This window comes from Aeromonas sp. R6-2 (assembly GCF_040908155.1).
In the GTDB taxonomy this organism is placed as follows: Bacteria; Pseudomonadota; Gammaproteobacteria; order Enterobacterales; family Aeromonadaceae; genus Aeromonas; species Aeromonas schubertii.
In genome coordinates this window covers 185,339-211,279 of sequence record NZ_JBFODE010000055.1, presented here as the reverse complement: position 1 = coordinate 211,279, position 25,941 = coordinate 185,339, and the positions used below count along the sequence as shown (strand labels likewise).

General features: G+C 65.6%; 18 protein-coding genes. 11 read left to right on the top strand and 7 right to left on the bottom strand.

Translation table 11 applies throughout. The annotated features are described in order from the left end of the window. The first annotated feature begins 23 nt into the window (after window positions 1–23). Window positions 24–1,439 carry an FAD-dependent oxidoreductase gene (locus AB5Y48_RS14780; protein ID WP_368164936.1) on the top strand — a complete coding sequence of 472 codons (1,416 nt, stop codon included), beginning with the start codon at window positions 24–26 and terminating at the stop codon, window positions 1,437–1,439. A gap of 54 nt (window positions 1,440–1,493) precedes the next feature. Here AB5Y48_RS14780 and AB5Y48_RS14775 read toward each other — a convergent pair whose 3' ends face one another. After that, complete coding sequence (locus AB5Y48_RS14775) at window positions 1,494–3,254, bottom strand: glycosyl hydrolase family 18 protein (RefSeq protein ID WP_050665782.1); 1,761 nt, start codon at window positions 3,252–3,254, stop codon at window positions 1,494–1,496. Between the two features lie 349 nt (window positions 3,255–3,603). On the opposite strand from AB5Y48_RS14775, the gene AB5Y48_RS14770 reads away from it, so the two are divergent. Further along, the gene (locus tag AB5Y48_RS14770; RefSeq protein WP_050665781.1) at window positions 3,604–3,951 is read left to right on the top strand and encodes a NifB/NifX family molybdenum-iron cluster-binding protein; all 348 of its coding nucleotides are present in this window, start codon (window positions 3,604–3,606) and stop codon (window positions 3,949–3,951) included. 159 nt (window positions 3,952–4,110) lie between these two features. Here the strand turns inward: AB5Y48_RS14770 and AB5Y48_RS14765 are convergent, their stop codons facing one another. Both AB5Y48_RS14765 and AB5Y48_RS14760 read right to left on the bottom strand, forming a co-directional pair. Further along, the gene (locus tag AB5Y48_RS14765) at window positions 4,111–4,524 is read right to left on the bottom strand and encodes a hypothetical protein (protein WP_050665780.1); all 414 of its coding nucleotides are present in this window, start codon (window positions 4,522–4,524) and stop codon (window positions 4,111–4,113) included. A 67-nt stretch (window positions 4,525–4,591) separates the two neighbouring features. After that, complete coding sequence (locus AB5Y48_RS14760; protein WP_060585080.1) at window positions 4,592–5,620, bottom strand: M35 family metallo-endopeptidase; 1,029 nt, start codon at window positions 5,618–5,620, stop codon at window positions 4,592–4,594. 194 nt (window positions 5,621–5,814) lie between these two features. On the opposite strand from AB5Y48_RS14760, the gene mtnN reads away from it, so the two are divergent. The 6 genes from mtnN (at window position 5,815) to AB5Y48_RS14730 (ending at window position 9,841) form a co-directional block, all read left to right on the top strand. Then, the gene (gene mtnN, locus AB5Y48_RS14755; RefSeq protein ID WP_050665778.1) at window positions 5,815–6,507 is read left to right on the top strand and encodes a 5'-methylthioadenosine/S-adenosylhomocysteine nucleosidase; all 693 of its coding nucleotides are present in this window, start codon (window positions 5,815–5,817) and stop codon (window positions 6,505–6,507) included. Continuing rightward, window positions 6,504–7,433: a cobalamin biosynthesis protein gene (locus AB5Y48_RS14750; protein ID WP_050665777.1), complete on the top strand. Its 930-nt coding sequence runs from the start codon at window positions 6,504–6,506 to the stop codon at window positions 7,431–7,433. Before mtnN ends, AB5Y48_RS14750 begins: the two co-directional genes overlap by 4 nt. Before the next feature lies 1 nt (window position 7,434). Beyond that, window positions 7,435–8,232 carry a cobalamin-binding protein gene (locus AB5Y48_RS14745; RefSeq protein ID WP_368164944.1) on the top strand — a complete coding sequence of 266 codons (798 nt, stop codon included), beginning with the start codon at window positions 7,435–7,437 and terminating at the stop codon, window positions 8,230–8,232. A 9-nt stretch (window positions 8,233–8,241) separates the two neighbouring features. Then, window positions 8,242–8,616, top strand: coding sequence for a rhodanese-like domain-containing protein (locus tag AB5Y48_RS14740; RefSeq protein ID WP_224162574.1), 375 nt, complete (start codon window positions 8,242–8,244; stop codon window positions 8,614–8,616). 130 nt (window positions 8,617–8,746) lie between these two features. After that, window positions 8,747–9,388 (top strand): trimeric intracellular cation channel family protein, encoded by a 642-nt coding sequence (locus tag AB5Y48_RS14735; protein WP_050665774.1) that lies wholly within the window; start codon window positions 8,747–8,749, stop codon window positions 9,386–9,388. A 54-nt stretch (window positions 9,389–9,442) separates the two neighbouring features. Further along, a complete protein-coding gene (locus tag AB5Y48_RS14730; protein WP_060585068.1) occupies window positions 9,443–9,841 on the top strand; it encodes a hypothetical protein in 399 nt (132 codons plus the stop codon). A gap of 44 nt (window positions 9,842–9,885) precedes the next feature. Here the strand turns inward: AB5Y48_RS14730 and thiI are convergent, their stop codons facing one another. Then, on the bottom strand, window positions 9,886–11,334 hold the full coding sequence (thiI, locus tag AB5Y48_RS14725) for a tRNA uracil 4-sulfurtransferase ThiI (RefSeq protein WP_058628284.1): 1,449 nt from the start codon (window positions 11,332–11,334) through the stop codon (window positions 9,886–9,888). 212 nt (window positions 11,335–11,546) lie between these two features. Here thiI and AB5Y48_RS14720 point away from each other — a divergent pair, with 212 nt between their 5' ends. Together AB5Y48_RS14720 and AB5Y48_RS14715 are read left to right on the top strand one after the other, a co-directional pair. Continuing rightward, on the top strand, window positions 11,547–12,530 hold the full coding sequence (locus AB5Y48_RS14720; RefSeq protein ID WP_368164933.1) for a hypothetical protein: 984 nt from the start codon (window positions 11,547–11,549) through the stop codon (window positions 12,528–12,530). Window positions 12,531–12,583: 53 nt separating this feature from the next. After that, window positions 12,584–13,936, top strand: a complete 1,353-nt coding sequence (locus AB5Y48_RS14715) for an MFS transporter (RefSeq protein WP_368164932.1) — start codon at window positions 12,584–12,586, stop codon at window positions 13,934–13,936. A gap of 5 nt (window positions 13,937–13,941) precedes the next feature. Here AB5Y48_RS14715 and pbpC read toward each other — a convergent pair whose 3' ends face one another. The 3 genes from pbpC to AB5Y48_RS14700 form a co-directional block, all read right to left on the bottom strand. Next, window positions 13,942–16,272 carry a penicillin-binding protein 1C gene (gene pbpC / locus AB5Y48_RS14710; protein ID WP_368164931.1) on the bottom strand — a complete coding sequence of 777 codons (2,331 nt, stop codon included), beginning with the start codon at window positions 16,270–16,272 and terminating at the stop codon, window positions 13,942–13,944. Continuing rightward, window positions 16,269–21,041 (bottom strand): alpha-2-macroglobulin, encoded by a 4,773-nt coding sequence (locus tag AB5Y48_RS14705; RefSeq protein WP_368164930.1) that lies wholly within the window; start codon window positions 21,039–21,041, stop codon window positions 16,269–16,271. The genes pbpC and AB5Y48_RS14705 overlap by 4 nt, the downstream gene beginning before the upstream one ends. Window positions 21,042–21,193: 152 nt before the next feature. Next, window positions 21,194–22,882, bottom strand: coding sequence for an FAD-dependent oxidoreductase (locus tag AB5Y48_RS14700; RefSeq protein ID WP_058628281.1), 1,689 nt, complete (start codon window positions 22,880–22,882; stop codon window positions 21,194–21,196). Between the two features lie 131 nt (window positions 22,883–23,013). Between AB5Y48_RS14700 and AB5Y48_RS14695 the strand changes: the two genes are divergently transcribed. After that, window positions 23,014–25,938 (top strand): EAL domain-containing protein, encoded by a 2,925-nt coding sequence (locus AB5Y48_RS14695; protein WP_224159736.1) that lies wholly within the window; start codon window positions 23,014–23,016, stop codon window positions 25,936–25,938. Window positions 25,939–25,941: the final 3 nt, after the last annotated feature.

Sequence of the window (25,941 nt, the reverse complement as noted above, 5' to 3'; positions counted from 1 at the left end):
CGGCGACGTAAGGAAACAATGAGATGAGCCAGAACGTATTCCAGTTTATCGATGTACAGCGGGTCGACCCGCCCAAGAAGCCGCTCAAGATCCGCAAGATCGAGTTTGTGGAGATCTACGAGTCGTTTAACCAAAACCAGGTGCAGATGCAGGGGGATCGCTGCCTCGAGTGCGGTAACCCTTACTGCGAGTGGAAGTGCCCGGTGCACAACTATATTCCCGACTGGCTGAAACTGGCCAAGAATGGCCGCATTCTGGAGGCGGTGGAGCTCTCCCACCAGACCAACAGCCTGCCCGAGGTGTGCGGCCGGGTCTGCCCGCAAGATCGCCTGTGCGAGGGAGCCTGTACCCTCAATGATCGCTTTGGCGCCGTCACCATCGGCAACATCGAGAAGTACATCACCGACAAGGCCTTCGAGATGGGGTGGAAGCCCGATCTCTCCAAGGTGGTCAAGAGCGGCAAACGGGTCGCCATTGTCGGCGCCGGTCCGGCGGGCCTGGCCTGTGCCGACGTGCTGGTGCGAAACGGTGTGACCCCTGTGGTGTTCGACCGCTATCAGGAGATAGGCGGCCTGCTCACCTTCGGCATTCCCTCCTTCAAGCTCGAGAAAGAGGTGATGCAGCGCCGGCGTCAGATCTTCACCGAGATGGGGGTGGAGTTTCGTCTCGGCGTCGAGGTGGGCAAGGACATCCAGTTCAGCGACCTGCTGACCGAGTTTGACGCCCTCTTCCTCGGGGTCGGTACCTACAAGTACATGAAGGGGGGCTTCGAAAACGAGAGCGCCCCCGGCGTCTACGACGCCCTGCCCTACCTCATCGCCAACGCCAACCGTCTGCTGGGGCTCGAGAAGAGCGAGCGCGATTACATCGACTTTGCCGGCAAACAGGTGGTGGTGCTGGGAGGCGGTGATACCGCCATGGACTGCGTGCGTACCGCCATCCGTCAGGGGGCGACCCGGGTGATCTGCGCCTATCGCCGCGATGCCGAGAACATGCCGGGCTCCCGGCGCGAGGTGCAAAACGCCCGCGAGGAAGGGGTCGAGTTTATGTTCAACCTGCAGCCGGTCGGGGTCGAGCTCGATGCCCAGGGTCGCGCCTGCGGCATCAGGGTGGTGAGCACGGCGCTCGGCGCTCCCGATAGCAATGGACGTCGCAGCCCTGTGGTGGTCGAGGGATCCGAGCAGGTGCTGGCGGCCGACGCCGTGGTGATGGCCTTTGGCTTCCAGCCGAGCCCCTCGCCCTGGATGGAGCAGCACGGCATCGCCCTCGACAGCCGTGGCCGCATCCAGGCGCCGGAGCAGAGCGAGTACGCCTTCCAGACCAGCAACCCCAAGGTGTTCGCCGGTGGTGACGCGGTGCGCGGCTCGGATCTGGTGGTCACCGCCATCTACGAGGGACGCAAGGCGGCCGAGGGGATCCTCGACTACCTGGCGGTCTGACCCTCGTCCATGAAAAAGGCCAGGCAATCGCCTGGCCTTTTGTCGTTGCGCGTATCAGCGCTGGGTGAACGCCTTGAACAGGGCACTGAAGCCGTAACGGGGGGACTGAGCCTCGGTCAGGCCGCTATGCTCGGGCGACACCTGACCCGCCGTGCCCGGCTGATCGCGGGCGATGGACCAGATGCCGATCATGCCGATCCCTTGCTCCTGCGCATGTTGCAGGGTGAGCGCCGCATCCGAGCGGTAGAACACCTCACTTTGCACGTCATTGACGCCGATCATGGGGGTGGTGCCAAGCATGGCCCAGATGGCGGCATCCTCCTTCTCCGGGAAGATGGCCTTGACGTCGCGGAACAGGTTGTTGATGGCATCGACCCCGCACTGGCCCTGAATATTGGCTCCCTCACCCTGGGACGGCGGGCAGGCGCTGTCGCCGTAGTCCATGGTCATGACGTTGATGCCGGTCAGTTTCACCCCGTGATCCCGGGCACTCTGCAGCACCTTGATGCCATCGGCGGTGAGTCCCTGGGGCAGAATGGGCAGGGTATACCAGATGGCCACCTGCTTGCCTTGCGCCGCCCACTGGGCCTGGGCCCTCACCAGGGCCTGGCTGCGCCGGGTGATGGAGACCGCATCCGCTACCCAGGTCCCCTCGATGTCAAAGTCGAGTACCTGCAGGTTGAGGTTGTCGACGATATCCATGTACTGACGCGCCAGCTCGTCGATATTGTCGCAAGCGGCGGCCAGCGGCGCATTGGCCGCTCCGCCGATGGAGACCATCACATCCCCACCTTGATCGCGCAATCCCTTGATGTTGCTGTAGAGCGACGGGAAATCCCCCATCTTGTAGTAGGTCCCCCAGGTCGGGACACAGGTCTGGGCATCCTTGGCCACCACAAAGGCGAGGGTGAAGTGATCGACCCCCTGTTGCTGGGCCAGCTCTCCCATGTTCGGCACACTGTTGAGGGTCGCATCGAGATAAGGGGCATAGACCTGGGCTGGCCAGGGGTGCTTGGGCGTGCCCACCTGCTCTTTCACGTTGCCCCACTCCACATAGCCCTGCCAGGGGTTGAGATCCCCCGGACGGACCCCGCGCACCTGTTGACGGGATACCTGATGCCCCTGTTCAAATTGCACCAGGGTATCGGCCGGATAGAGCACGCTCGTATCGAGCTGTGGAGCCTGGGCCAACTCCTCGTCCGTGTAGTTGTGCATCGGGCCAAGAGGCTTCCAGGGACGGCCATTATTTCCCTCCGGATTCTGATTGGCAGGATCGGAAGGATCATCCCCCTGGGTCCAGAACAGGGCCTCATAACCCTGCCCCTCCAGAAGCACCCGGTCGCCCTTGTTATAAACGGTACTGCTCTGCCAACTGGGCAAGGGGAGATAGGGGGCCCAGGGAGAGGCTTGTGCCGGCTGGAAGCTGTAAGCAGGCACATCGGCCGTCGCCAGGTAGTCGCCCCCATTGAGAGTCACCTTGTCCCCTTGCCGATAACCCTGGCTGGCATCGAAATCAGGCAGGGTCTCACCACCGCCACCACTGGTATCACAGGTGGTGGGATTGCCATACTGGGTCATTTCGGCCGCCGTGGCGGCACGTACCACGCGCCATGGGTTGTTGGGATCATTGGGCTGAGCCTCGCCGGGACAATGGCTGGCACCGACCCACCAGGCGTTTTGCCACACCTGGCTGTCGAAGATGACCTCGAAGGTATCGCTCCCCTCCTGACCATTCCAGGCTTCCAGAGCCAGGGCAGGAGTCGCCATCAGGATGGCGGCAGCAAGCGTTGAGAGGCGGGTGATTGGACTTATCATGGTTATTGTTCCTTTTCGTGATGGTGACGCTTCACCACCGCGATTGATAACAGCCCCATACGCACCCCAACAAGTGAAACGAAAAGCCGGTTACAAAAGTTCGGAGAGACTCACATTTAACCAATAAATAACTTTTGCAAAACTAAAATATAAAGATGAAATAAATTAAAAATCATATAGATGCGATTAAATATCACCTGTGCACCTAAGGTGACCCAGGGAAAATCCCATGGTGACCTCAAGAGGCGCCCCTGCCAGATCAGGATCCCTGCCCGAGCCCCCTCTTATTATTTGCATATGCCACTTAATGGGGTTATATGTAGCATATGCAAATAATAAGGAGAGCCTTATGCTGATCGCGATTCCGGTCGAGAATGACCGCTTCATCCCCCACGTCGCCCGCGCCCCCATCTTCTGGTTACAAGATGCCTCGGGCAAGCGCCTCGGCTATCTGGATGCCCCCGCAGGCGGATGCAAGGGCCCGTTGCCCGGTTCACTACGCCAGCAGGGTGTGACCCATCTGGTGGTTCGCCGCATCGGGGAGCAGATGTTGGCCCGGATGCAGGCCGCCGGCATCGATGTGGTGTATGCCGAGCGAGGCTGGCAACCCGGTCAGCCACTCCCCTCAGCGAGTCTGACTCGAAGCGACAGCACGCGGCAACCCGCGGCCATCGTTCGTATCAGGGGGAGATCATGATGCTGCTCTACGCCCTGGGGGCGGCACTGACCCTCTTTGGTGCGCTGATCTTGATCCTGTGGGGACGCCAGCGCTACCTGGCCCGCCGCCACAAGGGCGCACGCCCCTGTGGTTGTCAGAGTGCCTGTGCCGAGCACCTCTATCAGATAAAGGAGCCGGCTAGTTCGCCTGACGCTCAAACTCCAGAGACGGGCAATCGGGGACGAGCCACGCCCCCGGCTGAGCAGGAAGTCGGTAAGTCAGGCGGTAGTGGCCAGGCTGTTTGAGGTCATAGACCTGGCCCAGCTCGGCACTGGCCTGCTCACTCTGGCCGGGAGCCAGGGCAAGCAGATCCTCCGGGGCGGGCTCACCGCGTTTGGCAAGGGGGCCTTGATAGGGTACGGGCTCCCCGTCGCGGGTGAGCACGATGGCGTCCCCAAACCACCCCTCGAAGGGGGTGAACCAGGTCAGCACAGAGAGTGCTTGCTCCCCCTGGTTGCTGAGGGTCATGGTAAGGGGCAAGGGCTCGCTCACCCGGCTATGGGGCGAAACGCTCAGCTCGCAGTGCAGGGCTGCCAGCAGCAGGCTCATCATCTCTCTCTCCTCGTGTTCGGCCATCGATCAATAAGGGGGCCGAAGCCCCCTTGATGTCAACCCGAACTCAATTTTCGAACGGCGTATTTTCGGCAAAGTACTCATGATTGTCGGCGTTATTGAGCGCCTTGAGCGGATCCGTGCTGGCCAGGTTGCGGGCATTGCTCTGGCCATAACCGAGATCGTCGGTACCCGCCACCACGGTGAAGTGGCTGAGCTCATGCACTATGGTGCCGGCACGGGAGTCGGTCCCGGTGTTCGGCGCACTCCAGAAGGAGCGGCACAGATAGATCTTGTAGGGCTGATCCGGGTAGACGTAGGCAAAGTAGCTCTTCTTGCAACCGCAGTCGAAGGTGAGCGGCTTGTTATCGATGGCATCCTGGATCTTGGTGAAGTGGGTATTCGCCGTGCTCCAGCGGGCCGAGTCATAGGCACCAAACCAGGAGCGGTAACGCTGCCCTTCCGGTTTGTCGACCGCCAGATAGCCGCGGGAGTCGCTGGTGATGGCCCCCGCAGAGTCCAATGCCGTCAGGATCTGGCTCTTCTGGGTATTGCTGCAACGACCGGAGAAGGCCACCGAACCACTCACCGCCTGAGGCTCATCGACCAGCGCCTTGGCCAGTACCCGCTCATCGCTCACTCCGTCAACCCAGAGGGTGACGGTGTTGGAGCGGCTCCCGGACGCCGCACGCTTGGCCTTGTTGCCCTTGGGCTCAGCCGGCAGGCGATAACTGATGCTGTACTGCCCCTGCTGGCTCATGTCGTAGAGGCCGGACACCTCGACAGCGGTGGTGATGCTCTCACCGGCGGCGAGGCGGATAAAATCCTTGTCGACCGGGGTACCACGCTTGATGAGGGCGCCCTGATAGTCAACCGGCTGGCCGTCACGGGTCACCTGAAACAGGGGGGCGTCCTCGTCACCGGGCAACTGCCACTTGAGAACCTTGATCGACTTGTCACCGGAGTTGGTGATAGTCAGCGACACTTTGACATTCTCACTGCCATCGACCAGCGAGAGACGCGCATCCAGAGCGGCGGCGCAAAGCGGAGAGGCGAGGATCCCTGCCAACAGCAGGGCAATTGGGGTTGCTTTCATTGTCATCATCCTTGTGATTGCTTGCTTCCAATAAGTGCCCGAAGGCAACTTCACCCTAATCGATTCCGGGGCGACTGCGGCTCCCCCATTTGGGTGAAGCACACCCGGATAGGGGAGCGCTCGGCGGGTGCGACAACTTTTGCTATCATCCGCCCATCTTTAGCGGCCCAATGGCCATGACGACGAGGTTGACCATGAAAGTAGGCATTATCGGGGCAATGGAGCAGGAGGTCGCGCTGCTGCGCGGCCAGATGGAAGGGCTCGAGACCCTGAAGGTGGGCGGCTGCGAATTTTACAGCGGCAAGCTGGCCGGGCGTGATGTGGTACTGACCCGCAGTGGCATCGGCAAGGTCGCCGCCAGCGTGGCCACCACCCTGCTCATCGAGAAGTTTGCCCCGGACTGCGTCATCAATACCGGCTCCGCCGGCGGTTTTGCTCAGGATCTGCACATCGGCGACGTGGTGATCGCCAGTGAAATGCGCTTCCACGATGTGGATGTGACCGCCTTCGGTTATGAGCCGGGCCAGATGGCCCAGCAGCCGGCCGCCTTCCCCTGCGACGAGAAGCTGATGCAGCTGGCCGCCGACTGCATCGGCGAGCAGGGCAAGCACCAGACCAAGATGGGTCTTATCTGCACCGGCGATCAGTTCATGTGCAAACCCGACGCCATTGCCAAGGCGCGTGCCGACTTCCCGCAGATGCTGGCGGTCGAGATGGAAGGAGCCGCCATCGGCCAGGTGTGTCATCAGTTTGCCGTCCCCTACCTGGTGGTGCGCGCCATGTCCGATATCGCCGGCAAGGAGCAGGTAGAATCCTTTGACGCCTTTATCGAGGTGGCCGGTCAGCACTCGGCCGAGGTGATCCTGGCCATGCTCACCAAGCTGTGATCACCCTGGAGACCCTGGCGGCCACCCCGGCCGCCATCATGGTGGGGGCAGCCCTGCTCGAGGCGCTGCTCCCCTGGCCAGGTCATCTGCGCCTGTCGGCCCTGGTTCCCCTGCTCTCGCGCCTGGGTCGCAAGGTGTGCCGCCCCGATGGGGGGATTCGGGAGCAGGTGCGCTCGGGCCTGCTGGCCATGATCATCGTCTGGTTGCCCTGCGCCGCCCTGCTCTGGTCGGTGCGAAACCTGAGCCTCTCCGAGCCCCTGTTCGATCTGCTGCTGCTCCTCCTTCTGATCGAATCCCGCCCCCTGCGGGAGCTGGCGTCAGCCACCCGCCAACTTGCAGCCACCCCTGATACCCTGCCGATGGCGCGACTGCAGGCATCTCCCTGGCTCAAGCGCGCTACCGCTCGCCTCTCGTCCCTCGGGGTAAGCAAGGCGGTCACCGAGACCCTGATCCTGCGCCTGTTGACCCAGTGGGCCGGCCCCCTGTTTGGCTATGCCATCGGGGGCGTGCAAGGGGCACTCTTGTGGCGCCTGACGGCCCTGTTGGCACAAGGTTTCTCCCCCAAGGAGCCCGCCTTCCTCCACTTCGGCCAACCGGCCGGACGCCTCGCCCAGGCCCTGGCCACTCTGCCGGCCCTGCTGTTGGCGCTGCCCCTGTTGCCGGGGCGACTGGCTTCTGCCCGCTCTGGCCTGGCCTGGCCCTTCCCCGCCGGAGGCATGCTGCTCGCCCTTGTGGCCACCCGGCTCAAGGTGCGCCTCGGAGGCCCGCGCTTCTACGGCGCCGAGAAGGTACGCTTCCCCACCCTGGGCTGCGGGGAAGAGCCCGGTGCCGATACCCCGGCGCGAGCCCTGGCAAGAGTGCAACTCATCGGCTGGTGTTGGCTCGCCCTGGCGCTGGCACTGACCCTGGGAGAGCGCCTTGTCTAAAGTGTTTCTCCTGCTCCTGCTCTGGGGAGGCATTGCCCAGGCAACGCCACAGCGGGTTGTCAGCCTCACCCCCCACATCACCGAGCTGCTCTTTGCCATCGGTGCCGGCAGTCGTATCGTCGCCACCGACGATGCCTCGGACACCCCACCCGAGGTCCGGGGACTACCCCATGTGGCCAACTACCGGAGCATCAATGGGGAAGCCCTGCTGGCCCTGCGCCCGGACCTGGTGGTAGGGTGGCGCTCGGCCCAGTCGCGCCTGCTCGAGCCCATCGAGCGCCTCGGTGTTCCCGTCGCCTATTCGGAACCGACCGACTTCGACTCCCTGGCCGACGAGATGCGCATGCTCGGCAAGGCGCTCGGTCTCGAGTCACAGGCCAATGAGGCCGCCGATGCCTATCTGGCCAGGCTGGCAGAGCTGCGCCGGCGCTATGGACAGGGGCGCAAGGTGCGCGTCTTCTACCAGCTCTGGAGCCCCCCACTCACCAGCGTGAGCGGCCATGCCTGGCCCGCCCAGGCCATCACCCTGTGCGGTGGAGAGAATCTGATGGCCGGGGCCGCCACTCCCTATCCCCAGGTTTCCCTGGAGCAGGTGCTCAAGGGAAACCCTGAGCTGATCCTTGCCGGCAGCCACGACAAGAAGGTGTTGGAGGTCTGGCTCGACTGGCCTATGGTAGAGGCGGTGAAGCACCGGGCAATGGTGCTCATCAACCCCGATGAACTGCACCGCTTTACCCCTCGAGCCCTCAATGGCGTCGAGGCGGTGTGCCAGGCCATCGACGCCGTCCGCCACCCTTAAGAGGCCCCTATGCGCCGAGTCCTAGCCCTGCTGAGCCTGTTTTCCCCCTCCCTGTTTGCCGCCCTGCCCATCGATCAGCAGACCCTGATCGGCTGGCAGCAGAAGGAGAAGCCCCCCCTGCTGCTGGATGTTCGCACCGCCGAGGAGTTTGCAGCGGGCCATATTCCAGGGGCGCGCAACCTCTCCAGTGCCGAGCTGAGCGAGCGCATGGGCGAGCTCAAGGGGTTTGAACAGAAGCCGGTGGTGATCTACTGCCGCTCGGGCCGGCGCGCCAGCGAGGTAGTGGCCCGACTGGAGAAGGCCGGCTTCACCCAGCTCTACCACCTGAGCGGTGACTGGCAAGGGTGGGTGAAGGGAAAGCGCCCCATCCGCACGGCCGAGTGATCCCACACTTTCGTTGAACTTCTCAAAAAGGGTGGGCCAGCTCCCAATTCCATCCCCGGGAATTGGCAGTGGCCCCGACCAGCCCCTACAATCCCCGGCCGGACCCTGATTGAGTGTGAGCCGTCTCTCGATGAATCCTCTGGTTGAACAACTTGTCTATGTGTGCGACATGTTCGGTACCGCCGTCTTTGCCCTCTCCGGGGTGCTGGTGGCGGGCCGCCTGCGCATGGATGGCTTCGGTGTCATGGTGCTGGCGGCGGTGACCGCCATCGGCGGTGGCACCATTCGCGACATGATCCTCGGCGCCACCCCCGTCTTCTGGGTGCGCGACCCCCTCTACATCTGGGTGGTGATCGCCACCGCCTTCGTCGGCATGTGGGCGGTGCGTCTGCCCAGGCGCATCCCCTGGTATGTACTGCCGGTGGCCGACGCCTTCGGCCTGGCCCTGTTTACGGTGATCGGCGCACAAAAGGCGCTGGCTTTCGGGACATCCGGCCTTATCGCCGTCTTGATGGGCACCATGACGGGGGTGGCCGGCGGCGTGATCCGCGACGTGCTGGCCCGGGAGGTTCCCATGGTGCTGCAAAAGGAGATCTACGCCACCGCCTGCATTCTGGGGGGGATTCTCTACACCCTCTCCCTGCAGGCAGGCCTCGATCGCGTCGCCGCCATGCTTATCTGCATGGTCGCCGTCTTCACCCTGCGGGTGGCCGCCATCTACTGGCACCTGTCGCTTCCCACCTTCTCCCTCGAACGGCAGCATCAGGATTGAACCCGGCCCCATGATCTGTTGTCATAGAGAGGTCATACCAAGCCGGACCTTCAGATGCTAAAACCCGGAATCACCTCCCTGCTGCTGGTCAGCGCCCTGTGCCAAGCCCAGGCGCAGCCACTGATTGGGCGCCTCGCCTCGACCCCGGTACAGCACTTCAACGAGCAGATCCAGCAGGCCGGCTCGGCCCATCAGGGTTGGGTCAATGACTACCGCGAGGTGGCCTTGCGTTTCGTCGCCAACCCGGCGTTACCGAGCCGCATCCTGGCCAGGCAGGTGGACAACGAACTGATCCTGTCGGTCTCTCTCGATGGCCAGCAAAGCGATCAGCTCTATATCCTCACCCTGTATCGCCGCAACGACATGTGGCAGATGCGCCACGCCGAGATGGGTTGGCGCTGCCAGGGGGAGCAAGCCTTTACCCCGGTCCCCTGCCCCCGCCAAGGACAATAAAAAAATCCGGCCGCAGGGCCGGATTTTTTTGTCTCGAAACAGGCTTACGGGCGGTAAACCTTGACGTTGTCGAAGCCCTTCTCTTTGAGGTAGAGGGCCTGCAGCTTGCTCATCACACCGCGATCGCAGTAGAGCAGGTAGGTCTTCTCTTTCGGCAGATCGCCAAAGGCGGTGGCCAGCTTGAAGAAGGGGATATGCAGTACCTCACGCCCCTCAACCACCAGCGGCTTCTCCTCGTGCTCGTCCATGGAGCGGATGTCGAGGATCACCTCGTCGTCACCGGTCGCGGCAGTGGTCTCCACCTCCTGCACCTCGGCCGCCGTCTCTTCACCGATACGGCGAATATCGAGGTAACGCGCCTCGTCCACCACCTTGTCGAGGATGGCGAAGTCGAAGTTCTGCTCTTCGGCCTCGATGCGAGCCAGATCCGCCTTCACGGTCGGCTTCTTGGAGATGACGCCGCAGTACTCGGGCATGGTCTCGGCAAATTCCAGGGTGCCTATCTTGCGCGACAGGTTCATGATGTCCGGCTTGTCCCAGGTGATGAGGGGGCGCAGGATCACCTTGTCGGTCACCCGATCGATGACGTTGAGGTTGGTGAGGGTCTGACTGGACACCTGGCCCACGCATTCGCCGGTCACCAGGGCCGGGATCTGGAAGCGGTCGGCGATGTTGGCGGCGGCGCGCATCATCATGCGCTTGAGCACCACCCCCATCTGGCCGTTGTCGATCTTCTCGAGGATCTCGGCCACCACCGGCTCGAAGTCCACCGCGGTGAAGCGCACCCGATGGGACGAGCCGAAACGGTTCCACAGGTGATAGGCCACCTGCTTGACGCCGATCTCGTGAGCCGCGCCGCCCAGGTTGAAGAAGCAGTAGTGCACGCGGCAGCCACGCTTGATGAACTGGAAGGAGGCAACCCCGGAGTCAAACCCGCCGGAGAGCAGGCTCAGCACGTCTTCCTGGGTGGCGATGGGCATACCGCTCAGCCCCTGGTGGATGGCACTGACGATGAACAGCTCCTCGCCGTCGATCTCGAGGTTGATCTGCACGTCCGGGTTTTTCAGACGCACGCCGTTGCTCTCGCAATGCTGGTTCAGGCCACCACCCACGTAGCGCTCGATCTCGAGGGAGGAGAACTCGTGCTTGCCGTGGCGCTTGGCGCGCACGCAAAAGGTCTTGCCCTTGAGCTGATCACCCCACACGGCCTTGACCTGTTCGAAGATGTCATGCAGATCGGTGAACTTGCTGGCCTGCACCTCGAGGAAGGCCTGAATGCCGGGGATGCAGGCGAGCGCCTCTATGGCCTGGTCGCGGAACTGGTCGTTGCGCGAGCTCACCACCAGCTTGTCCCAATCCATGCGCACGCGGGCATCGTCGTCGAAACGGCGCAGCACGTTGCGGATGTTGCCTTGCAGGATCTTGATAAACCGCTGGCGCACCGACTTGCTTTTGATGGTGATTTCCGGGAACAGCTTGATGATGAACTTCATGGTTTGACTCGGGTGAGCTGGAAACAAGGGGGCGGATTATAGCAAAGGGAGCGGCCATTCACCTAGCGGGAATGGGTGAATCCTGAGCCGCCCGGCGAGGGGCAATAAATACGATTGCGCTCACCCTGTGGCCGTTCGTCCGGCCTCTTCGTTGATGGCTGCAAGGCGAGCCGCTATAGTGCCCCCCTCGCGCGCATATTCCGGTAACCGTCATGAAGACCTTTATCTACTACCCGGGCATGGAAGTTCGGGACGAGCTCTGGTTGAAATTCGCCCTGCTCTGGCTGGAGCGACTCTCCTTCGTCTTTACCGTGAGTGAGAAGAGTGACCTGCGAGGGGTGCTGACCCGGGTCGAGGCCCACTCCGATCTGCTCGCCCCCTCCCCCGAGGCCGCCTTCTTCGAGCGGATCACCCCGGCCGTCATGGCTCAGCTCGAGGCGCTGCTGGCCCCCGATTTCGTCCGCCACAAGGTGTTTGGCAACCGTGAGCTCATCACCCGTTGGCGCGAGCGCCGCAATCACGACTGCTTCTGCCCCCACCAGGCCGGCCTCGGCGCCTTGCACGGTTTCTGCGTGCAGGCCGGTTTTGCCAGCGAAACCGACGGTGGCATCCTGATGGCCCGCCGCCTGGCCAACCTGCTCTCCATGCGCCTGGCACGGGAGTGGGCACTGGCCAATGAGGGCATTCTCATCACCGAGCACGACTATCTGGACCGATTGCTGCACCTGATGGAGTCGCGCTACCACAACCGGGGCGGGCAGGACTGCTTCTTGCTTGAAATCGCCCTGCCGGTGCCGCGGGATCTCGCCACCCAGCCCCTGGACGAGCTGCTCGCCCTGCGCACCCGCCACGGGTTTCGCAGCGCGCTGGGTGAGTTCCACCGGGCATTGGGATCCCTGCTCCTCATGCTCGACTCTGGCTATGCCGACATGGCCACGCTCAGACACTTTCTCTGCGCCCATCAGACCCTGAGTAGTGTGATGGGGCCGGATGCGCTCAGCGTCCCCCTGTGTCTGTCGGTCAGTACCCGCCTTCCCGCCATGCCGATGATCCACGCCATCAAGGGCTACTCGGGAGCGGGGGAGGCGTCCCTTGACGCCCTCACCTTCCAACCCATCAAGAAGAGTCACTTCCACCACCAGAAGAGTCGCCACGGCTTCACCCTGCTCGGGAATCTGCGCCAGCACAGAGCCTGATCCGGCGAGGTGGTGATATCCTCAAAGGAGCACCATCCGACTCAGGAGAGCCCATGTCGCCCCGGCGTCTCTTTGCCAGCGTAACCCTGGTCATCATGCTGGGCTCGCTGGAGAAAAGCATCATCACCACCCCCCTGCCCATCATAGGGCGGGAGATGATGGCCGGTCAGGGCCTCACCTGGATCGTCAGCAGCTACCTGCTGGCGGCCACCGCGGCCCTCCCCCTCTACGGTAAACTCAGCGATCAGTTTGGTCGGGTTCGCCTGCTCAACCTGGCCCTGGTACTGTTTATGACCGGCTCACTGGTCTGTGCCCTGGCTCAAAATCTGCCCCAGTTGCTGGCGGCGCGGGTGCTGCAAGGGCTAGGCGGCGGCGGCCTCATCGCCCTCGCCTTCACCCTCATCGCCGACACCATACCCCCACGAGAGCAGGGTCGTTATCAGGCCTATATCTCGGCAGTCTATGCGGTATCGAGCATCGCCGGCCCCCTGCTGGGGGGCTATTGTGCCGAGCATCTGAGCTGGCGCGCCATCTTCTGGATCAACCTTCCCCTCGGCGCGTTGGCCCTCTGGCTGGTCAACCGGCACCTGGGTCATCTCAACGTGCGCCGCCCCAGTTGCTTCGACTGGAAGGGGGGGGCCCTGCTCATCACGGCCACCACCCTCACCCTGCTGCTGCTCAGCCCCGAGCGCCATCTTCCCGCTCTCTGGCTGACCCTTGCCCTGTCAGGCACACTCGCCCTGCTGGTGCGCGTCGAACGGTGTGCTCAGGACCCCATAGTGCCTGCCAGGCTGACGCAGCGGCGCGACTATCTGGTCAGCCTGCTACTCATCCTGATCGCCCAGTTGCTGATCTTTTCCCTGCTGGTCTATCTGCCCCTGCAACTGCAATGGGTCGAGGGGCTCGGCGCCGATGCCAGCGGCCGGGTGTTGGCCATCTTCCTCATCTGCATCACGGCCGGCGCCTTTGCGGGCGGGCGCCTCATCAGCCACCACCCTCACTACAAGGGATATGTGATCGGCGGCTTCACCCTCGCCGCCGTGGGGCTATGGCTGCTTCACAGCGGAGGCAGGACAGGCCTGGGGCTCAGTGTCGCCGGAGTGGGACTGGGGCTCACGCTCCCCGTCCTCTCTGTGGCGGCGTATCACTGCCTTGCAGCCACCGAGCGGGGGATTGGCCTCTCCCTGCTCGGTTTTGGCCGAGAGCTCGGCGGTGCTCTGGGGGTGGCCATCGGCTCGGCGCTTCTCCATCTGAGGCTGCCAGCCGGCCCCCTCTCCCACTTCACCCCGGCGGAACTGACCACGGGATTCTCCACCACCTATGCGGGCATGGCCCTGATCGCCCTGGGGGCGCTGGCCATGACCCTGCTCACCCTGACAGAGCACGAGCCGTCCCCCCGGGTCTAGTCGTTTTAGCCAGGATGCTCGAGTAAAAACTCCAGTCGATCGCTGTTGCCCGCCTCGTCCACCACCAGCAGCTGGTAGCGGCCGGGGCGAGTGAGGACCTCGCTCTGTCTGAGAGGCGCGCCGTTGAGATACCAGAAGGGGCGCCCCACCCCACCGAGGGCCTGGGGCGCGAGCACGAAGCGCTGGCTTCGGATGCGGTTACCCTCGGCCAGGGTGAGGATGCGAAGGGGGCTCTCTACCCGTTCCCCACCGCAGCCCCCCGGCAGCAGTTGGCCACGCCGCCGGGCGGCCGGCAGCCAGGGCTCCAGCGCCAGCGGCCAGAGGGCTCTGCGTTCGGTGCGCATTGCCCCGGCACAGCCGGGACGGGTCAGGCGCCCATCGGCGGTGTAGGCGACCCGGCGCAGGGGCCCCTGCCAGTCGAGGGGATCGCTTAAGGTCGGCGGATCGCGCCCCTCCAGCAACCAGGCATCGAGGCGCCGCTGGCATGCCCCTTCCGGGGTGTGGGCCAGGGTACGTCCGAGGGGCCAGCAGACGGTCGCCTCACTCACGGCGTTGGGCTGGGGCAGCGGCGCCCCGCGCTCTTGCAGCCGCGAGTAAACCGAGAGCAACAGCGGTACCGCCGCACTCTGGCCAAAGTACCCCGGCAGCGGCGTGCCGTCCGGGCGCCCGATCCAGACCCCGAGCGTCCAGCGCGGTGACACCCCGATGGCCCAACTGTCCCGGTAGCCATAGCTGGTGCCGGTCTTCCAGGCGAGCAGGTTGCCGCGTCCGGTGGCGTTGGCGGCAAACGGGAGATCCGCACGCCCCTGATCGGCCAGCATGCGCCAGACGACCCAGGCCGCCCCCTTCGAGAGCAGGGGGCGCGCGGTCAGCGGCTGCTCCGGCTGCCAACGCAGAGGGCTCACCTGCCCCTCCCGTGCCAGGGCGCCGTAGAGGCTCACCAACTGCTCGAGCCGCAGCCCCGCAGCCCCGAGGGCGATGGCGGGGTTGGGAGCATCACCAAGAGCCATACGAACCCCTGCGTTATCGAGGCGATTGACAAAGAGTGCCGGCCCCAGGGCTTCGAGCACCTGTACCGCCGGCACGTTGAGGGAGCGCTGCAGGGCCTCTTGCACCGAGACCGGCCCTTCGAAGGCGCCGGTGAAGTTGCCGGGGCGATAGGCCTGCCCGAGGCGCGGCGCATCGGTCAGCAACGAACCCGAATGGATCAGCCCCTCGTCGAGGGCCAGGCCGTAGATGAACGGCTTGAGGGTCGAGCCCGGCGAGCGCACCGCCTGCACCATGTCGAGGTAGCCGTGGCGCGCCGGATCCCCGTACTCGGCGCTGCCCACGTAGGCGCGCACCGCCATGGTGTCGTTCTCCACCAGCAGCAGGGCCGCCGAGGTACGGGCGGGAAAGCGCTTGATCCAGTTGGCGATGCGCTGCTCGGAAAAGCGCTGCAGATCCCCGTCGATCAGGGTGTGCACCAGGGCCCCGTCGCTCTGGCTCGCCGCCCGGCGGGCAAACAGGGGCGCCTCCATGGGGGTGAAGCGCCCTCGCGCCAGCACCGGCTCCATGGGCGCCTCGGCCAGCACCCGGGCCGGCCAGATACCGCGCGCCACCAGCCGGGCGATCACCTTGTCCCGCGCCCCTTGCGCCTGCTCGGGGTGGCGGTCGGGGCGGTAGCGGCTCGGCGCCTGGGGCAACACCGCCAGCAGGGCCGCCTCGGCGTGGGTAAGACGCGACGCGCTCTTGCCCAGATAGGCAAAGCTCGCCGCCTGCACCCCCTCGAGGTTGCCACCGAAGGGGGCGCGGTTGAGGTAGACGCCGAACAGGGTGCGCTTGTCGTAGCGCCACTCGAGCTGCAGGGCCCGCAGCATCTGGCGCATCTTGCCGGGAATGGAGCGATCGTAGGGCTCGAGCAGCCTGGCCACCTGCATGGTGAGGGTGGAGCCCCCGGAGATCGGCCGCCCGTAGCGCAGCCACTGGCCCACCGCCCTGGCCATGGCGACCGGGTTGACGCCCGGGTGCACCCAGAAGTAGCGATCCTCGTACTCGATCAGCGCCTCCAGATAGCGGGGCGACACCTGTCCCAGGGTCACCGGGTAGCGCCACACGCCCCCGGTGTCGGCGAAGGCGCGCAGGGGGCGCCCCTCCTTGTCGAGCACCACCCGGGCAAACGCGGGCTCAAGGGGCGGCGGCGGGAAGAGTCGGTCGGCCGTCGCCAACAGGAGTATCGCCCCCACGCCGACAAGCAGCAGACGCCGACCCCAGATGGGCAGGCGTGCACCCCCCCTGCGCAGTGGCCGGCTCAGGGCGCGAAACGCCCCCTGAGCCAGAGCGAGCCACTCTCTCATTGGGCCTGGACGATGCGGGTACGGGTGATCCCCTCACCGCCACGGGCGCGCAGCTCGGGGCGCACCATGTCCTCGACCTGGGTCAGGGGCACGGCGTACTCGCCCGGGGTGACCGCCCGCATCAGGTAGATGAGCTGGCGGCTGCCCCCCGGCGAGAGGGTCAGGGCCGCGCTGTAGCGATCGTCCCGGTACTCCTGGTGTTTCACGTAGTCGTCCCACTCCCACTGCCAGGCCGGTTGCCCCTCGAGGGTGAGATCCTCGAGCTTGACTCCCTGCCCGAGGGCCGGGTTCTCCAACTCGAAGCCCGCCGGCAGCATCTCCACCAGCAAGGCATCAGGAATCTCCTGGCTCGCCTCGACCTGCAAGCGCACCACCACCAGATCCCCCACCGTGATGGTGGCGGGATCGAGGCGTTGGCCGGCGGCGTCAAACCAGCTGCGGGTCACCTTCATGCCGGCCGAGAGGGGGCCGGGGGCGGCCTCGGGGTAGCCGCTCACGGTCAGGGCGGCGTAGAGGTTGCCCACCCCCCGGTTCTCGATGAGGCGAGGCGGGGTCGTGGCATCGAGCAGGCGAGTATGCTCACCGCTTACCGCCCGGCCATCCAGACTCGCCGCCCAGGGGGCTCCCGGCTCGGCGGCGCCGAGGCGCAGCAGGGCCAGCTGCTCCTGGGTGCTGAGCCAGTTGCGATGGGCCAGCGCGTCCATCACCCGCAGCGTGAGGCGCTCGGCGATGGGGGCAGAGTCGGGCAGCTCGGCGCGCACCAGCGCCAGCATGGCGGCGTCATCGCGCAGGGGCGAGCCGTAGTCCCCCAGATAGGCCTCCTCGCGCTCGGTGGCCAGCGCCCTGGTGAGCGCCTCCCCGGCGCGGGCACTGTCTCCCATCCGGCCGAGGGCCAGGGAGAGGTGCAGCAGGGGCAGGCCGGAGCGCGCCTGGCCCGCCTGCTGCTCCCACATCAGGCGCAGGGTCGAGAGCGGCGCACGGCCAAGGCGCGACAGCACCCAGGCGCTGTAGGCCTGGTAGGCCAGACGGGCGTGCTCGGGGGCCTCGCTGTAGCCGGTGTAGAGGCCGCCATCGCCCAGGTACTGCTCGAGGCGCTTGAGCGCCGCCTGCAACATGGGATCCGACACCGTCTGCCCCGCCTCCTTGCGGCTTAGCAGGTAGTCGGCGGCGTAGGCGGTGAGCCAGGGCTCCTCGGAAGAGCGTGCATTCCACAGGCCAAAGCCGCCGCTTGGCAGCTGCAACCGTTGCAATCGCTGGGTCAGCGCCCCTTGCAGGGCCTCCTCGTCCGGCGGCTTGTGCCCGGCCGGCAATGGCCGTGACCAGTCGCGGCGCTGCTCCGCGCTGGTGAAGGCATAGGGCCAGGCCCGCGACAGGGTCTGCTCGAGGCAGGCATAAGGGTAATCGGCGAGGGCCTGCCACTGCGCCTTGGGCTCCCAGGGGGGGGTGCCCGAGAGCGACAGGCTCCCCTGCAGGTTATCGGGCAGCATTCCCGCCACCAGAGCGGCATCGGGCTGCCACGGCTTGCCAGGGCCGAGCACCGCCACCGCCCGGCGCTGCTCGGCCGGCCAGGGGGAGCGCAGGGGCAGCGACCAACTGCGACGGAGCGACAACCCCTGCCCCTCGGCCTTGAGTGTCAAGGCGGCGACACCGCTTTGGCCGGTCACGGTGAAGGGGAGCGTCAGCCACTGCTCCTCACCCTGCTTGAGGGAGAGGCGCGTCGGGGCCGGCCCGGTGGGCCCTATGCCCCCCTGCCACTGCCAGTCGAGGGTCAGGCTCTGATCGCGCCCGCTCATGTTACGCAGCTGCACCAGGGCGCGGCTCCCGTCGCCGGTGGCGGCAAAGCGCGGCCAGCCGATCTCGGCCACCAGTGGCGCCACCACCTTGACCGCCCCATCGGCCTGACCCACCTGCGCCTGGTTCCAGCCGAGCGCCATCAGGGCCAGCTCGCCGTTGAAGCGGGGCAGGTTGAGGGTCACCGTCGCCTCGCCTCTGTCATCGAAGGCGAGCTCACCGCTCCACATGGCCAGGATCTCGACCCGGCTCTCCAGGGCCCCGCCCTTCTTGAGCCTGGGTGCATCACCGCCAAAGCGCAGGCGCGCCAGCTTGCCCTCGAGCGGCGGTATGATGGCGCCGTAGTTATCAAACAAGTCCTGACCGAAGCGCAGCCGACCGAAGAGGGCATCAAAGGCACTGGCCGGCTGATAGTCATCGATGGTGAGCACGCCCCGATCGACCGCCGCCAGCACCACCTTGCCCCGCTCGCCGGGTTGGGCCTTGAGGGTCACGGTGAGCGGCTTTTCCGGCTCGGCCCGCTCGGGGGCGGTCAGGGTGAGGGACCAGCGGCGCTCGCTGCGATCCAGGGGGAGCGGTGCCAGACCGACCGAGCGCAGGGTCTCACCGGGCTTCTGCCGCCCGTCGGGGGCCACCACCTGAGCCGAGATGTGCAGGTCGTGGCGCCGCCACTGCTCGCTCACCGGGATGGAAAACTCCCCCTCCCCCTTGGGCAGATCGATGCGCTGCCACCAGCGCAGCCCCTCGCTGTCTTCCACCAGCAAGAGCCCCTTGCCCGGGCGCGGCGCCACCACCTTGACCCGGGCCGTGTCGCCGGCGCGGTAGCTCGGCTTGTCGAGGGTCAGGGCTATCTTGTCCGGGCGCGCCTGCTCGCCGCCACCGCCCCAGCTCCAGTTGCCAAGGGCGAAACGCACCCGGCTGACGTGGCCCTGGGCGTTTTCCACCTCGAGGCGATACCAGCCCGGTTGCAGCACCAGTTGCAGCGGCGTCGGCCCCTTGCCATCCAGGGTCAGGCGCTGCTCTTGCTCCACGTAGGGCTGGCTGGTGAACTCGTACTTCCACCCCTCGTCTTCGCTGAACTGCCAGTAGTAATCGCGGTACTCGTTGACCAGCCGCACCGTCACCTCACCCGCCTGGGGGGCGCCGGTCTGATCCAGATCGAGGATCTCGAAGGGCTGGGCCCGGCCCCCTTCACTGTTTTCAGGGTCAAAGCCCAGGCGCAGCGCCGGCCAGCGTTCACCCGGCGCCCAGCCAAACTGGGTCAGGCGGCGGTTGACGGCGCGCCCGCCCGGCTCGGCCAGGCTCACCAGATAGGTCGCCTCGAGCGGCCCCTTGCCGGAAAGTCCCTCCAGCCGATCGGCAAGGCTCACGCTTCCCCGCCCCTCCTCATCGAGGGTGATCGGGTTCGGCGTCACCCGCTCCTTATCTCGCAGCACATCGCCAAGGGAGAATCCCTTCCAGCGCTCAAACGGCATGGTGGCGCGCACCAGGGTCACCTCGGCCCTGGCCTGGGTGCGGGCGGCCGGGGCGCCGTAGAGGTAATCCCCCTTGAGGGGCAAGGTGAGCGCCTCGGCCGGCCCCATCACTTGCTTGTCCTCACCGCTGCCAAGGCGCAGGGCAAGGCGCTCGGGCAGAAACTCCTCCACCTGGAACGGCCACTCGAAGCGGGCACCGCCGCTGCTCTTGAGGACGAGGGTCCAGCGGCCGAGGGCCGCGTCATCCGGCAGACGCACCCCGTAGTGGGCACTGCCGAGCTCATCAGGCAGCAGCCGGGTCTGCTCGACCAGCTGGCCATCGGACTGGCGCAGCTCCAGATCCACCGCCATGGCCGGCAGCAGCTCGCCGTCCTGCCCGCGCAGCAGGATCTGGCTGTCGATGCGCTCCCCGGGGCGGTAGAGATCGCGCCCGGCAAACAGATAGAGCCGCTGGGGCTGCCAGGGGCGCTCGCCCAGATCGAAGCTGGAGAGATCGAGGGCCATGCCATCGAGACGCAGGGCCGCCAGGTGGGGGCCCTGTTCGGCCAGCAACACCCGGGCCCCGGTGGGATCGACGAAGCTGGCGTGGCCCAGCTCGTCACTCTTCTTGACCTGCAGGCGATTGCCCTTCTCGTCGAGCAGCGAGAGCTGAACCCCGACATCGGCCTCGCCGCTGGCAAGGGAGCTCACGAACACCTCGAGACGGTCCTGATAACGGCGGGCGGCAAGCCCCATGTCGCTGACCGCAAAGTAGGTGGTCTCCTTGCGCCAGCCGTAGTCCCCGATGGGACTCATGACGGCAAAATAGACGCCGGCGGCGCTGAGGGACTTGTCGCCGATGTCGATGAGGCGGGTCTCGCGCCGGTTGGGGTCGAGCTCGAGGCCATAGCGCCCGGAGTAGACCCGGGTTGCGTGGGAGGAGACCTGCTCCAGATCCCAGTTCCCCATGCCGCTTCCCGGCCGGTAGCGGGCCAGAAAGGTCGGCAGCCAGGCCGGATCGATGCGCCAGAAGTCGATGTTCACCTCGCTCACATTCACGGCGCTGATGGGCAGACGCAGTGACGAGCGCAGGGGCAGCACCATGCCGCTCGAGGCAAACGTGGCCCCCGCCTGCAGGGGACGGGTCGTGAGGCTCCAGCGCCCGGCCTGGGGGCCCAGCCCCGTTTTGAGGCTCACCTCATAGGTGCGATCGGGCTGTACTGCGGTGAAATAGAGGGTGCGGCCCTCCTCGCCGAGCACCCAGTCACCGGCCACCTGCTTGCCGGCCTCTTCCACCAACAACCACTCACGCCAGCTGCTGCGCGCCTCGAGCGGGGCATCAAATACCAGGGCCAGGGCCGGAGCATCACGCCAGGTGCGGGCAACGGCCTGACTGATGGCGGCCGGGGTGCGCGCCTCACTCGACGGGGGCGGGGCCTCGCCGGCGGGCTTGCAAGCGGACAGACCCAGGGCCAGCAAGGTGGTGAGCAGCAGGGTTCGAAACGGGATGCAGGAGGTGCGCATGGGGAAAATCCATCAGGGCTGGAATGGCACTAGCATATGCCTGCGGCGCCCCCCGGCCAATCCCTCAGTGGTGACCAGAGGTCAGCGCCAAGCCGAAAGTGACCAGGCCCGCGTGGCGGGCCTGGTCACTGGCGTTTGAACTGACCCATCACTCAGTCTGAGGTAGCCATCTGCCAGGTCTTGAAGCCGCCCGAGAGGTTTTTCACCGCAAAGCCGTGCTGGCGAAGCATTCTGCTCGCCACATGGCCGCGCAGGCCCACCTGGCAGCTGACGATGATCTCCTTGCCGCGAGGCAGTTCGCCCAGCCGGCCACGCAGCTCGTCGAGGGGGATGTTGAGGGCCCCCGGGATGCGACCGAGCCTGTCGAGCTCGCCGGAGTTGCGCACATCCAGCACCAGCTGATCGGCGCGCAGGGCCTGCACGTCGCTCACGTGGCACAGGGGCGAGTCCCCCTTGAGGTGATTGCTCGCCACGAACCCCGCCATGTTGATGACGTCCTTGGCCGAGCCAAATGGCGGCGCGTAGGTGAGCTCGAGGTCCTGCAGATCGAACACCGTCATGCCGGCGCGCTGGGCCACCGCCAGCACGTCGATGCGCTTGTCGATACCATCCTTGCCCACCGCCTGGGCGCCCAGGATGCGCCCGTCGGGGGCAAACAGGAGCTTGAGGCTGACCGGGTGGGCACCGGGGTAGTAGCCGGCGTGACTGCCCGGGTGGACATAGACCTTCTCATAAGCCATGCCGAGCTGCCTGAGGCGCTTCTCATTGAGGCCGGTGCTCGCCACCGCCAGATCGAACAGCTTGCAGATGGCGGTGCCCTGGGTCTTCTTGTACTGCTCCGCGCGCCCCAGCATGTTGTCGGCGGCGATGCGTCCCTGACGGTTGGCCGGCCCCGCCAGCGGGATCAGCACCGACTCGCCGGTGACAAAATCGGTCTCCTCCACCGCATCCCCCACCGCGAAGATGTGGGGATCCGAGGTGCGCATGGCGGCATCCACCTTGATGCCGCCCCGCGGCCCCAGCTCCAGCCCGGCCTGGGCGGCGAGCAGGGTCTCGGGCTTGACGCCGATGGCGAGGATCAGGATCCCTGTGTCCAGGGTGGTGCCATCACCCAGATGCAGGCGCAGGCCGTGGCGCTCAGCGGCGGCCACCTCGGCGGTGGGGTCGCTACTGCGCGCCAGACTCTCGATGGCACTGAGGCCGGTGCGAAGGCGCAGGTCCACCCCCGCCTCTCGGATGCGGGCGTGCAGCATGGCGGCCATCTCCCGGTCGACCGGCGCCATCACCTGATCCGAGAGCTCCAACAGGGTTACCGGCAGGTTGCGCTGGTGCAGCGCCTCCATCATCTCGAGGCCGATAAAGCCGCCGCCCACCACGGTCACGTGGCGCGGCTGGTCGTGGGCCAGCGCCGCCAGGATGCGGTCCATATCGGGGATGTTGCGCAGGGTATAGACCCCGGGGGCGTCGATGCCCGGCAAAGGCGGCCGAATGGGTGCGGCGCCCGGGCTCAGCAGCAGCTTGTCGTAGCGCTCCTCGTACTCCTCGCCGCGCTGCAGATCGCGCACCCGCACGGTGCGGGTGGCGCGGTCGATGGAGAGCACCTCGCTAAAGACCCGCACCTCGACGTTGAAGCGGCGCTTGAAGCTCTGGGGGGTCTGCAGCAGCAGGGCATCGCGGGAGGGAATGTCGCCGCCGATGTGATAAGGCAGGCCGCAGTTGGCAAAGCTGATAAACTCGCCGCGCTCAAGCAGGATAATCTCGGCATGCTCATCCATGCGACGGGCACGGGCCGCAGCCGAAGCCCCACCGGCGACACCGCCGACAATCAGAATACGGGTCATGAAACACCTCCATTTAATGGCATTGGCCAATAAATTAGACTTTTCTAATTTAGAGTTCAATGAAATTTTGTTTTGTAACGGTTTGGAGTATTCTTGCGGCTCAAGTCTGCATACAGGATGTTAACCGGCTCATGTCGTCCACCGCCCTCACACTGCCGGCGGGCTCTCGCCCCATGCCCCTCTTCTTTCGCCTCGATACCCACTCCCGGCGCATGGTCGCCCTGACCGATGTGATGCAGACACCGCTCCACTGGCTCGATGAGCCCAGAGAAGCCTGGCCCGGCCAGCTACCCGATCCCTTAAGAGAGCCCATCGAGGCGCAACTGGCCACGGGTCGGGGGGGAGAGCTCAAGATCAAGGCGCTGGGACGGGAGTGGCAAATCGCCCTCTCCCCCGAGCAGGGCAACTTCTGGCTCATCTGCCTGCATGTCACCGGATTGCAGGAGCAACCGGATCTCTCCTTGCTGTTGCCACGCCTGGGCCAACTGGCCAGCCGCCATCAATACGCCCGGATGCTGACCACCCTGCGCGAGGGATGCCAGGCCGACCGCCTGATCCTGTGGCACTTCGGTGAAGGCGACCTATTGACCCCCATCTATCAGCTGGGTGTCAAGGGGGCCCTCTTTCCCTTCAAGGGGGAGAGCCGATACCTCAGGGCCCTGCGCAGCCGCGGCTCGTTAAGCTTCTCCGAGTGTGCCCACCAGCCCATGCTGGCCCAACATGCCTATCTCGGTGGACACGGAGTGGTCTCCCGCCTCGATGCGGCCCTCAAGGAGGGAGAGCGGCTGCTTGGCATGGTGAGCCTCGAATACCTCACCCCCATGCCCATCGGCGAAGAGCTGCTCCAACTGGCCCGCTACAGTGCCCAGCAACTTGGCCACTGGCGTCCCGACGAGCCGGCCCCGGCCAGCGCAGAGTCCCTCGCCGCCCCTCCCCTGGCCTTGCATACCGGGCTCGACTACTGCCGCACTCTGATCGAGTGGTGTCAGCAGCATCATCCCCTGATGGGGGGCTGGGTCGGTGAATATCAACAACGGGGCAGCGAGCTGTGGATCGTCACCCGCTATGCACAGATGGGCGGTGAGCCGCAGCAGTGGGCGCCAGCCCGCCTCGATCCGGGCCCCGCGCAAGATGTGCAGGCGTGTGGCCAGGCCCTCTATGTAGACGATCTTCCCGGCCGCTACCCGGCCGCCCACAAGTTGCTCCAGAGCGGGGCTCGCGCCTATCTCGGCATTCCGCTGCAACTGCCGGGCCAGCGCCCCATGGGGCAGATCACCCTGCTGCTGGCCGAGCCCCTGGCCGACCCGCTGCCCCTGATGGATACGCTGAGCGAGTGGGCCCCCCGCACCGCCATCGAGCTGCGCCGGCTCGCCACCGAAGAGGCGCTGCGACTGGCCGAGGTCTCTTTCGAGACGCGCGAGGCCCTGCTGGTGTGCGATCCCAAGGGGCAGATCCTCAGGGTCAACCGTGCCTTTACCCGCATCACCGGCATGGAGGTCGATGAGATAGTGGGGCAACACGTCACCCGCCTGCGCCCCTCCTACTATGGGGATGACCTCGCCCAGCGTCTGCGCGATGCGGTGACCGGTCACGGGTTCTGGGAGGGGGAGGAGCAGTGCCTCAACCGTGACGGACGCCTCTTCCCGGTGCGACTGCGTGTCAGCGGCGTCTTCAATGAGGAGGGGATGTTGACCCACTATGTGGGCAGCTTCGACGATATCACCGAGGAGCTGGTCACCAAGCAACGCATCGAGCGGCTCGCCTACTTCGACGATCTCACCGGTCTGCACAATCGCCGCAGCCTGCTGCTCGCCCTGCAGCAGGCCGTTTTGTCCCAACACGGTCAGTGGGGCGCCCTGCTGCACATGGATCTCGACAGCTTCAAGTCAATCAATGACTCCCTGGGACAACAACGGGGCGATGAGCTGCTGCGGGCCGTGGTCGAGCGTCTCGCCACCCTGCCCCAGGAGAACCTGATGATTGCCCGCAGCTCGGGGGACGAATTCCTGCTGCTCTTCAGCGCCCTGGGGCAGGGTCAGGTAACCGCCAAGATCCTCGCCGAGCACTTCGCCCGCGAGGTGCAGGGGCGCTTTCGCCAGCCCTTTAACATCGGCGATGACAAGCTCCACTGCAGCGTCTCCATCGGCGTGGCCCTCTATGGCCCCGATGAGCAGGATCACCTGGTCATCATGCAACAGTCCGACACGGCGGCCCACATGGCCAAGCGGGCCGGACGCGGCCAGTTTGCCTTCTTCACCCCGGAGATGGCGGATCAGGAACGCCACCGCCTGGCCCTGCACAACCAGTTGCGTGACGCCCTGCGCAGCAGCGAGTTCCAGCTTCACTTCCAGCCCCAGTTCCGGGTCGATCGGGGCACCATCAGCGGTGTCGAGGCCCTGGTCCGCTGGCAGCGGCAAGATGGCACCATGGTCCCCCCTGGCGAGTTTATCCCGGTGGCCGAGGAGAGTGGTCTTATCGAGGACATCGGCTTTTGGGTCCTCAAGAGTGCCTGCGCCCAATATGGGCACTGGCTGAGTCAGGGGATCAGCATGCCCCAGCTCTCGGTCAACGTGAGCGCCCGCCAGTTCCACAACCCCAGCTTCCTGCAACAGGTGGAGTATGTGCTGCGCGACACCGGCATCCCCCCCTCGCGTCTGATGCTGGAGATCACCGAATCCGTGGTGCTGGAGAACCGCCAGGAGACCATAGCCCGCATGTGCCGACTCAAGGAGCTGGGCGTGCTCATCTCCATCGACGACTTCGGCACCGGCTACTCGTCGCTGGCCTATCTGCGGGATCTGCCCGCCGACGAGGTCAAGCTCGATCGCTCCTTTATCCAGACCCTGACCCACAGCGAGCAGGACAGGGCCATAGTGCGCGCCATCATCGAACTCTCCCGGGTGTTTCGCTTCACCGTGATCGCCGAGGGGGTCGAGGAAGAGGCGCAGTTGGCCGTGCTCGGGGAGCTGGGTTGCCACCATTTCCAGGGCTACCTGCGCTGCCGCCCCCTGCCGGTGCGCGCCCTCGAGGAGTTTCTTGGCTACCCGGCGGGGTGATCG

What these genes read in the sequence shown, in the direction of transcription:
- AB5Y48_RS14770 (WP_050665781.1), top strand. Translation starts at nt 3,604, where the DNA reads ATGCTGATCGCGATTCCGGTCGAGAATGACCGCTTCATCCCCCACGTC.
- AB5Y48_RS14715 (WP_368164932.1), top strand. Translation starts at nt 12,584, where the DNA reads ATGTCGCCCCGGCGTCTCTTTGCCAGCGTAACCCTGGTCATCATGCTG.
- AB5Y48_RS14760 (WP_060585080.1), bottom strand. Translation starts at nt 5,620, where the DNA reads ATGAAAGCAACCCCAATTGCCCTGCTGTTGGCAGGGATCCTCGCCTCT.
- AB5Y48_RS14765 (WP_050665780.1), bottom strand. Translation starts at nt 4,524, where the DNA reads ATGATGAGCCTGCTGCTGGCAGCCCTGCACTGCGAGCTGAGCGTTTCG.
- AB5Y48_RS14730 (WP_060585068.1), top strand. Translation starts at nt 9,443, where the DNA reads ATGCTAAAACCCGGAATCACCTCCCTGCTGCTGGTCAGCGCCCTGTGC.
- pbpC (WP_368164931.1), bottom strand. Translation starts at nt 16,272, where the DNA reads ATGAGAGAGTGGCTCGCTCTGGCTCAGGGGGCGTTTCGCGCCCTGAGC.
- mtnN (WP_050665778.1), top strand. Translation starts at nt 5,815, where the DNA reads ATGAAAGTAGGCATTATCGGGGCAATGGAGCAGGAGGTCGCGCTGCTG.
- AB5Y48_RS14720 (WP_368164933.1), top strand. Translation starts at nt 11,547, where the DNA reads ATGAAGACCTTTATCTACTACCCGGGCATGGAAGTTCGGGACGAGCTC.
- AB5Y48_RS14735 (WP_050665774.1), top strand. Translation starts at nt 8,747, where the DNA reads ATGAATCCTCTGGTTGAACAACTTGTCTATGTGTGCGACATGTTCGGT.
- AB5Y48_RS14775 (WP_050665782.1), bottom strand. Translation starts at nt 3,254, where the DNA reads ATGATAAGTCCAATCACCCGCCTCTCAACGCTTGCTGCCGCCATCCTG.
- AB5Y48_RS14780 (WP_368164936.1), top strand. Translation starts at nt 24, where the DNA reads ATGAGCCAGAACGTATTCCAGTTTATCGATGTACAGCGGGTCGACCCG.
- AB5Y48_RS14705 (WP_368164930.1), bottom strand. Translation starts at nt 21,041, where the DNA reads ATGCGCACCTCCTGCATCCCGTTTCGAACCCTGCTGCTCACCACCTTG.
- AB5Y48_RS14740 (WP_224162574.1), top strand. Translation starts at nt 8,242, where the DNA reads ATGCGCCGAGTCCTAGCCCTGCTGAGCCTGTTTTCCCCCTCCCTGTTT.
- AB5Y48_RS14700 (WP_058628281.1), bottom strand. Translation starts at nt 22,882, where the DNA reads ATGACCCGTATTCTGATTGTCGGCGGTGTCGCCGGTGGGGCTTCGGCT.
- AB5Y48_RS14695 (WP_224159736.1), top strand. Translation starts at nt 23,014, where the DNA reads ATGTCGTCCACCGCCCTCACACTGCCGGCGGGCTCTCGCCCCATGCCC.
- thiI (WP_058628284.1), bottom strand. Translation starts at nt 11,334, where the DNA reads ATGAAGTTCATCATCAAGCTGTTCCCGGAAATCACCATCAAAAGCAAG.